This is a genomic window from Lacinutrix cladophorae (assembly GCF_053604645.1).
Window position 1 is genome coordinate 1 of the sequence record NZ_JBSHNR010000034.1, and the last position, 8,220, is coordinate 8,220.

At 28.9% G+C, this 8,220-nt stretch carries 8 protein-coding genes; all 8 read right to left on the reverse strand.

Annotated features, from left to right (window positions below):
* Window positions 1-270 precede the first annotated feature (270 nt).
* Window positions 271-1,053, reverse strand: coding sequence for a DUF6090 family protein (locus tag ACVC3Y_RS00200; RefSeq protein WP_178985147.1), 783 nt, complete (start codon window positions 1,051-1,053; stop codon window positions 271-273).
* A gap of 167 nt (window positions 1,054-1,220) precedes the next feature.
* Window positions 1,221-2,195 carry a stage II sporulation protein M gene (locus ACVC3Y_RS00205; RefSeq protein ID WP_452225730.1) on the reverse strand — a complete coding sequence of 325 codons (975 nt, stop codon included), beginning with the start codon at window positions 2,193-2,195 and terminating at the stop codon, window positions 1,221-1,223.
* Window positions 2,196-2,353: 158 nt separating this feature from the next.
* Window positions 2,354-2,833 (reverse strand): hypothetical protein, encoded by a 480-nt coding sequence (locus ACVC3Y_RS00210; protein ID WP_452225731.1) that lies wholly within the window; start codon window positions 2,831-2,833, stop codon window positions 2,354-2,356.
* A 141-nt stretch (window positions 2,834-2,974) separates the two neighbouring features.
* A complete protein-coding gene (locus ACVC3Y_RS00215; RefSeq protein WP_452225732.1) occupies window positions 2,975-3,841 on the reverse strand; it encodes a DUF4238 domain-containing protein in 867 nt (288 codons plus the stop codon).
* Between the two features lie 751 nt (window positions 3,842-4,592).
* Window positions 4,593-5,915, reverse strand: a complete 1,323-nt coding sequence (locus ACVC3Y_RS00220) for a DUF6161 domain-containing protein (RefSeq protein ID WP_452225733.1) — start codon at window positions 5,913-5,915, stop codon at window positions 4,593-4,595.
* 163 nt (window positions 5,916-6,078) lie between these two features.
* A complete protein-coding gene (locus ACVC3Y_RS00225) occupies window positions 6,079-7,086 on the reverse strand; it encodes a restriction endonuclease (protein WP_452225734.1) in 1,008 nt (335 codons plus the stop codon).
* Window positions 7,087-7,265: 179 nt separating this feature from the next.
* Window positions 7,266-7,613, reverse strand: coding sequence for a hypothetical protein (locus ACVC3Y_RS00230; protein WP_452225735.1), 348 nt, complete (start codon window positions 7,611-7,613; stop codon window positions 7,266-7,268).
* Between the two features lie 3 nt (window positions 7,614-7,616).
* On the reverse strand, window positions 7,617-8,057 hold the full coding sequence (locus ACVC3Y_RS00235) for a hypothetical protein (protein WP_452225736.1): 441 nt from the start codon (window positions 8,055-8,057) through the stop codon (window positions 7,617-7,619).
* Window positions 8,058-8,220: the final 163 nt, after the last annotated feature.

The window sequence follows — 8,220 nt, forward strand, 5'->3', positions numbered from 1 at the left end:
ATCTTTTCCTTATTAATCTTAAAAGCTTGTGGGAAAAAATGTATAAATGGTAATGAACTAAAAAAAGTTTATTAAAAATTTTAATTTCATATTACCTGAATTTTCGTTTTTGAAAATCTAAAGAAAATATGAATGCTAACGTGTTTGTGTATGATTAGTTGCGTGTTTGAGCAACTAATTTAGCAAATAAAAACCGAATAGAATATTCCGCAGGAATATTCGTAAGTAGGCTAGAACTAGCAATTAATTATACACATTGTTGTGCTTTCGTTATTTTTCTTGTTTTAAATAAGCATCAATAGCCGTAATTGTCTTTAGTCCCTCTTTATGTAGTAACAGTCGAACTCTATGATTTAGTAAAATGTTAGCTTTCGTCAAGCCAAAATTATCGGAAATTATTTTTTTTTGGTCTTCATCTAGGTTTATCACGGAATTATAAAATTTATAAAATGATTTTTCATTCGAGTTTTCTTTCCACCTTTCCGGCATCCCAATGTCTGATCCAGAACCTGTTTCGAAAAAAGGATAAATATTATCATTATATTTTAAGATTGAATTATTGTGTACACTCTCTTCTTTTATGACTTCATCAAATAATCTGTAGTAATATTGAATACTATTTCTTAAAGAATCTGAAGTAATGAGTCCTGTTTTGCCAGACGATTTCATGTCATCAAAAACTATATTTTTACCTTCAAACCAATGGATTCCAAAAGCATTACCTGACTTTGTGACTAATACAATAGGGTCTGTGGCTATTGAATCTGACTGCAAATAACGTCCCAAAAAAGTATAAGCATCTAATTGAATAGTATCCCCTTGAAAAAGCCTTTCTAATTCTGCTAAGTCCTGTTTAATATCTAATTGTATTCTAGCAAGGTATTTCTTTTCATCACCTTTGTCTTTTTTTATATCATTAAGATTATTTAATTGCAAGGCAATAAGAATACCAATTACAACAAGAATAACTTCTCCAATAGCATAGATAAAATAATTACTGAGTTTATTTTCAGTTAATAGTTTTTGTCTAATTTTTCTAAAGAATTTTATCATGGGTTAGCGGTTTCTGGTAATGAAGCACAACGTGTTTGTATATGGTTTGTTGCGTGTTTTAAGCACCTAATTTAGCAAATACAAACCGAATAGAAAATCCGAGAGGATTTTCGTAAGTAGGCTAGAACTAGCAATAAATTATATACGGTGTTGTGCGTTCGTTTTTTTTACATTACTTCAATCAGTTTGTCGGTCAATTCGTTAATCCGATTTTCATCTTCCGCAATTTTATTAATTAAAGTCGAATATTTTTCTTCAAGTTCTACTGTTGAAAATGTTAATTCATCATTTTTATATTCCCATTTTCCTTGATTGTCTTGGAGAAATTCGACTATCTCTAATAAATCATTACTATAATCAATATGCGAATTGATAAAAGGCTCAAATATTGGTTTTTGGATTGAGTCTTTTTTATTTATTCCAGTCATAACTCCTTTGAGTGTCAAATTCCCCTTTGGAATATTTTTATTTAAGTCAGCAAGTATTGATTTTCTATTCGCAAAATGATTTTTATATGACTCCGATTGGGTTTTATAATATTTTAATACTCCAATTTGATATTCAAACTCTTGTTGATTATTTAAAAGCGAATAATCTAAAATTCTTTCTTGAGCAACTGAATCAACTGACTTTTGCCAATCTATCATAATAGAACTGTTAATGGAAGTGAATTTTTGAAGGTTTTTATATACTTCTTGTTCATTTCCAGTACTATTTCTAATCATTTTTGAAATTCCGTCATCTATATTTGAAATATGTTCTTGATATGCATCAATTCCATCTTCCTCGTTGTTTATTTTATCCTTGTATTCCGAAACAGATTTAGTTATTGAGTCAATGCTATCGGTTTTCTCTTTGCTTATAGCACCAAGTTCTTTTATCATTCCAAAACACATAAGAACCAAAACTATGTTAAATGTGTATGTTCCAGCATATGGTTTTTTTCCTTTTATTAACCATACAATGAAAGCAAAAAACAAAGGTATTATCGCTGAAGTTACAATTGAGCCAAAAAGATATCCAAGACTAAATCCGTTAATTCCATCTCTTCTTAAAAAAAATAATGCTGAAATTCCGATTACGATTAAAGCTAAAATCCAATTAACTTTTGACAATCTAAATCCAATTTTCTTTTCTTCCATATGGTTTGTTTAAATGACGCACAACGTGTTTGTATATGGTTTGTTGCGTGGTTTAAGCACCTAATTTAGTAAATAAAAACCGAATAGAAAATCCGCGAGGATTTTCGTAAGTAGGCTAGAACTAGCAATAAATTATATACGGTGTTGTACCACGTTTTTTACTCTTTATTTAATTCCTTTATCGAGAGTATTTCAGTCAATTTATTAATTCCAGTATTAGAGATAAATCTAAAACTTAATTCCATAAATATAAATCTGATAAATACAAATCCCATTATAATTGGGACAATTAATCCGAATGGTTTCTCAATTTCTTTTGTTAAAACTGTAATTACAACTCCAATAATTGGCATTAGCATTAAAATCGAAAACATAACTTTAAAAGCTTTATGAATTCTCACTTCAATTTTGCCTTTTTTTCCATTAAATTCTCCAATCAAAACACATACTGCTCCGCGACCTATTTCAGATGATATTATTTTGAATCCGTTTTGATTTACTTGTCCGCGAAATGCTTTATTAGTCCAATCAGAAGTTAGAGAATCAGTAATGTCCGTATTTGATTTCAAATTTTCCATTGAGATTGAATAATCACTTCTTAATTCTGCTTTAAAATTTTTAGTTGGAAATAATTTCATTCAGTTCGCAAGGTTTTTCTCAAATGTGGTACAACGGTCTTGTATATGGTTTGTTGCGTGATTGAGCAACTAAGTTAGCAAATAAAAACCGAATAGAAAATCCGCGAGGATTTTCGTAAGTAGGCTAGGACTAGCAATAAATTATATACGTTGTTGTGCAACGTTTTTTATAAAATATTTCAAATATTCTTCGTTTTCACAAGCGACTTTACTTTGACAATAATCATAATTCATTTTATTCAGTTTGTCAACAGTTAAACTATCCATTTCATAAATTCCTGAATTGGGTTTTATATTTTCTATTTTCGAGGAATAAAAATGTATATATATTTTGCTTGTTAATGGTAATCCAATGTATGCAATCTCTTTTACATCTGGATTAAAATAAGTATTGATTTTCTCTCTTCTATTCGCAGAACAAAAATCGGGTAAAAGGAAAAAATCTTTATCATTTTTAGGTGTTTCAATTATAAAAATAAGATTTCCCATAAGTTTTATAATATCGTTTGCAAATTTGGAATATTTAACTGCATTTATATATTCCGTTTCTTTTTTATAAGCAAATGCTTCGTCAAACTCTTTTTTTAAATTAGAATCAAACATTTTATATATTTCAGAAAATGCGTTGTGAATAGTTTCTTCCAATTCCTTTTTGTGTCTCGGATTCCTTATTTCTCCAATAATGCCGTATTTAGCGAAATAAATTAGAGATTCATTTACTTCGTTTGTTAAATTAAATTCAGTTAAAAAATTTTCCACTATTCCCAAATGTTGGGAAAAGTCTTTTTCGAAATGTTCATTTAAGTCCTTTTCGATCGAAATATGGTCGAGTTCTCCTTTGTCAAATTTTGAGTTCAAATCTTTTTCACTAAAGACTGATTTAGTAGTCGTTTTAAAATAATGATTATTCGCAAGTTTATCATATAGAAAAATTTTCCCTTTTTCCGAGTTAAAGAAGTTCTTAATATGAACTTGAGATACAAAGTGATGGTTTCTTGGGATGCTCATTCAAATGTTGCACAACGGTCTTGTGTATGCTTTGTTGCGTGTTTAAGCACCTAAGTTAGCAAATAAAAACCGAATAGAAAATCCGTGAGGATTTTCGTAAGTAGGCGAGAACTAGCAATAAAATATACACGTTGTTAGCATTACGTATGGTTTAGTTTTATTAAGCATTTTACATTCAGTATTTCAGGTTATTTTTTTCTTTTTGATTTCAAATGATTTTTGTGAAAAATCCATGAACCGAAGCTAGGAATTATTTTTGCGTTCCGTATTTCAAGTTTAATATTTGCGTTCCGTATTTCTGAGTTTTTTATTCTTTTGATCTCAAAAGTTTCTTGTTACAAATCCATGAATCGAAGCTAAAAATTAATTATCCGTTTAGTATTTCAGGTTATTTCATTCTTTTAATCTTAAAAGTTTCTTGAGTAAAATCCATAAATCGGAGCTATGGATTTATTTACGTTCCGTATTTCAGGCTATCTTTTCCTTATTAATCTTAAAAGCTTGTGGGAAAAAAATATATAAATGGTAATGAACTAAAAAAAGTTTATTAAAAATTTTAATTTCATATTACCTGAATTTTCGTTTTTGAAAATCTAAAGAAAATATGAATGCTAACGGTTTTGTGTATGCTTTGTTGCGGGTTTAAGGAACTAAGTTAGCAAATAATAACCGAATAGAAAATCCGCGAGGATTTTCGTAAGTAGGCTAGAACTAGCAATAAATTATATACGGTGTTAGCCATCTGGCTTTTCTATTTTCCTCCAAATATTTTTCCTGAGATATCACTCGGCATAGTTGGACCAGAATCATCTTTTAATAATCCTGTCTCAGCTCGACTAAATAATGATTGTAGAATAAGGTTTTTATCTTTTTCATCAACAGCATTGTCTTTTATTAAGGCTAAATAAACATAAGTTAGTTGTTCTCTTTCTTCGGAATCTCTAGCCAAATGAAAAGAACTAAAAGCAACCTTATTTAATGCTCTTATTCCAAATGCTAGAAATGATATGAAAGTTACGTAAACAATCGACCATTTTATGGCTTGTGCATTACCCTTTACAAAACTCAATAACATCCCTTCTGGTGTTAACCAAAGTAATAGATATAAAGTAATACAAGTAAAAGTTACAAGTCCAATTAACCAATAAATAGCTTTCCAACCTTCTTCTTTTAATTCAATAGCTCTATTTTTCCAATATTCAGCAGGTTTTTTTAACCTCAAAAGTTCTTCATAAGTATGCTCTAAGTCAGATACTTTCTTTTTTGCACCTATCTCTTTTTCAGTTCCTTCAAACCAATCATTAAAAACAGATTCTTTGGTTGCTTTAAAATTGTCAAACTCCTCTTTTACGCCTATGATTTTATTTTCTTCATTACCCTCAAACCAATTCGTAAAGAGCAATTTTTTCTCTTCTTTTAGATTTTCAATTTTTTCTAAATACTCGTTATATTTTTCATTTGTATTTTTTAGATGATTTACTAAATCTGTTTCTGTTTCACTTAATTGATTCTTGAATTCTGTTTTTAGCTTGCTAAGTGAAATTCTTTCTTTTTTTCTTCTTTCAGTTATTTCTGCTTTATCCTTTAATTCAAATTCGTAAGCTAATAAGCTTCCAATAAATACATTTCTATCATTTAAGTTATTGTTTGTCTTAATTAAATAGTTATAAGCTCCATTTACTGAATTCGGTAAACTTTTTGATAAATCAATAATGAATTTTGTGTAGACAGAGTCAAACGTAAAATAATTACCATTACTTTGTAATTGAGATTGCTCTGTTCTCCAACCGTTATTTAATTGAGCTTCATTGTGATTTTGATATCTATTCACAAAGCTTTCAATTCGGTTTTTTAAATTTGTAAAGTGTTGTTTTGAAGAATTTAGGACACTCGGAATAGATTCGATTTCCTCCCAACCAGAAACTTGTTTAGATAAAAACTTATGAATAGAGCTAATTCCTTTAAAAGATTGTTCAAACTCAATATGAGGATAATGGATTTCGACTTCAGCTGAATTGAACCATTCTTTTTCGGTAGACTCCGCTATTATATTTCTAATTTCTGTTGTTGTCATTTTTTGCAGAATGTTTTTTCAGCTTGTGGCTAACGTGTTTGTGTATGCTTTGTTGCGTGATCAAGTTACTAAGTTAGCAAATAAATACTGAATAGAAAATCCGCGAGGATTTTCGTAAGCAAGCTAGAACCTAGCAATAAAATATACACGTTGTTGTGCGCAGTTATTTATTAGTTAAAATTTCTAATTGGTGTAATATCTTTTCTTCGGATTCCTTCCATTCGTTTATGTCCATTTCAATTTTTGTTAAGTGAGGATAGATATTTTCTATTAATAATCTCATCATTTTATGAATATTTATAGCTAAAGTTCCATTGGAAATTTCTTTTAATTCATCTGCTGATTTCCCAACAGTTTTCATATGTTTTAAAGTCTCAAAAACTTGCTTGTCGATATCCACCGATTTATTAAATAGCTGATATTCAGATGAAATTAACAAACTTTTTATTGCATGAATGAAGATGTCTATTTTATTAGAAACTTCTTCATCCTTTTTTTCTGTTTGTTTTCTAATTTCCTCAACTACATTTTCAATATTGTCCAATTCTTCACTTAATGTTTTGTTGAGTTCATCAATGTTCTTACAATGGCTGTTTTCCATTGAATATCTTGTCAAAGATATTGGATAGTTATTATTAATTGCTTTTTGAATTTGAAGCGATGTAAACATTAAAGTTCCATCTATGGTTAAACATTTATCAAAGTTTGAATTATTGTTTGCAATAGGATTTCCTAAATCATCTATCCATGATTTTTTCACTATATTTTTAATGGTTTCTATACGCTTAAGAAAATTTATCAATTTCGCTTCTTCGAGTTCCTGTTTGATTAAATCTTTAATTTCATCAACACTTGTAAGCGTTATATTCGTGTTTTTTGTGCATCTAATAGCTCCAGATTGGAATCCACTTTCTGAAAATAAGAATCCTCTATCAACACCTAAATCTTTAGTGATTTCATAAAGAGTAAGTACTTTTTCTTTTGGTATAGAATCTTTCCAGTATTTGCATTCACATATCCAAGTCATTTCAATACCAAGTTTATCCAACTTAATCCATACATCTAAGTCATGTTCACCTCTGGCACCAACAGCTTTATAGTTAGTTTCAACTTCTGCACCTATGTTTCGAAAAACATCAGCTACAAACTCTTGATATTCATACCAATTCATTTAGTCTCGAGTTTAATTGCGCACAACGGTTTTGTGTATGGTTAGTTGCGTGTTTCAGCAACTAATTTAGTAAACAAAAGCGAACGCGAGAAAATTCCGAAGGAATTTTCCAAATAAGCAACGACCAAAGCAATTAATTATACACATTGTTGTACAACGTTTTTTTAATTCCGATTAAACTACTCATTGAGTTCGGCTTTTAATTTTTCTAAAGCAATAATTGCGTTTTCAATTTGTGTAATATTTTTATTTCCGAATTGCTGTTTTCCAGTTGGAAGATGCGTTATTCTTATTTTATTAAATGTGTCTCCATAATAATCAATTTGAATGTTTTCCTCTCCAAAATGAGCTTTTAGGTTTTTATATTTTTTTTCTAATTCCATTTCAGAAACTTTAATTTCAGTCTGTTGATTATTTTCTACATTATATTCATCTTGAATTAGAAAATCTCGATAAATAAAAAATGTTATTATAAGAATTATTATAATTAATGATGCTGGAAATATTGGTTTAAATCTCTTTTTCAAATTTTATATCTCAATCAAAGTATTTTTTCGTAAACAAAATTCACCTTTTAGTTTTGAGACAATTAAATCTCCAAAAGTTAAATCATATGTTTCTCGAGCTTTAGAAACAGTTAAATTGGTTAAATCTATGCTGATTCTTGGAAAAATAAATTTAATTATTTTGGCAATAAGAAAAAAGGGCAGAGATAATATGCTAATTAAAGTTCTAAAAGAATTGAATAATTCTCCTTCACTTTCAAAATGTTTGTCATATTCAAAGCTTTGAAAATCTACATTGTATTTTTCAGCGAATTCAGTTAAAAGAAAATAATTATCATCTCCAAAAAGTCCAAGATCTTCAGCAATTCTGGTATTTAATCCGTTAATTTTTTGTCCAGAAGCATTTTCAAGAAATGTTTTTATATCCAAATATGATTCTTTTATGTTACTAAATTCTAATTTCATTCGTTTGTCTCAAATGTTGTACAACGGTCTTGTGTATGGAAAGTTGCGTTTTTGGCGACGAGGATTTTCCGAAGGAAAATCAGAAGTTGGCAAAAATGCAACTACCATTATTTAAGCACTAATCTAGCAATTTTTTATAAACGTTGTTATAAAATGTAGCGAA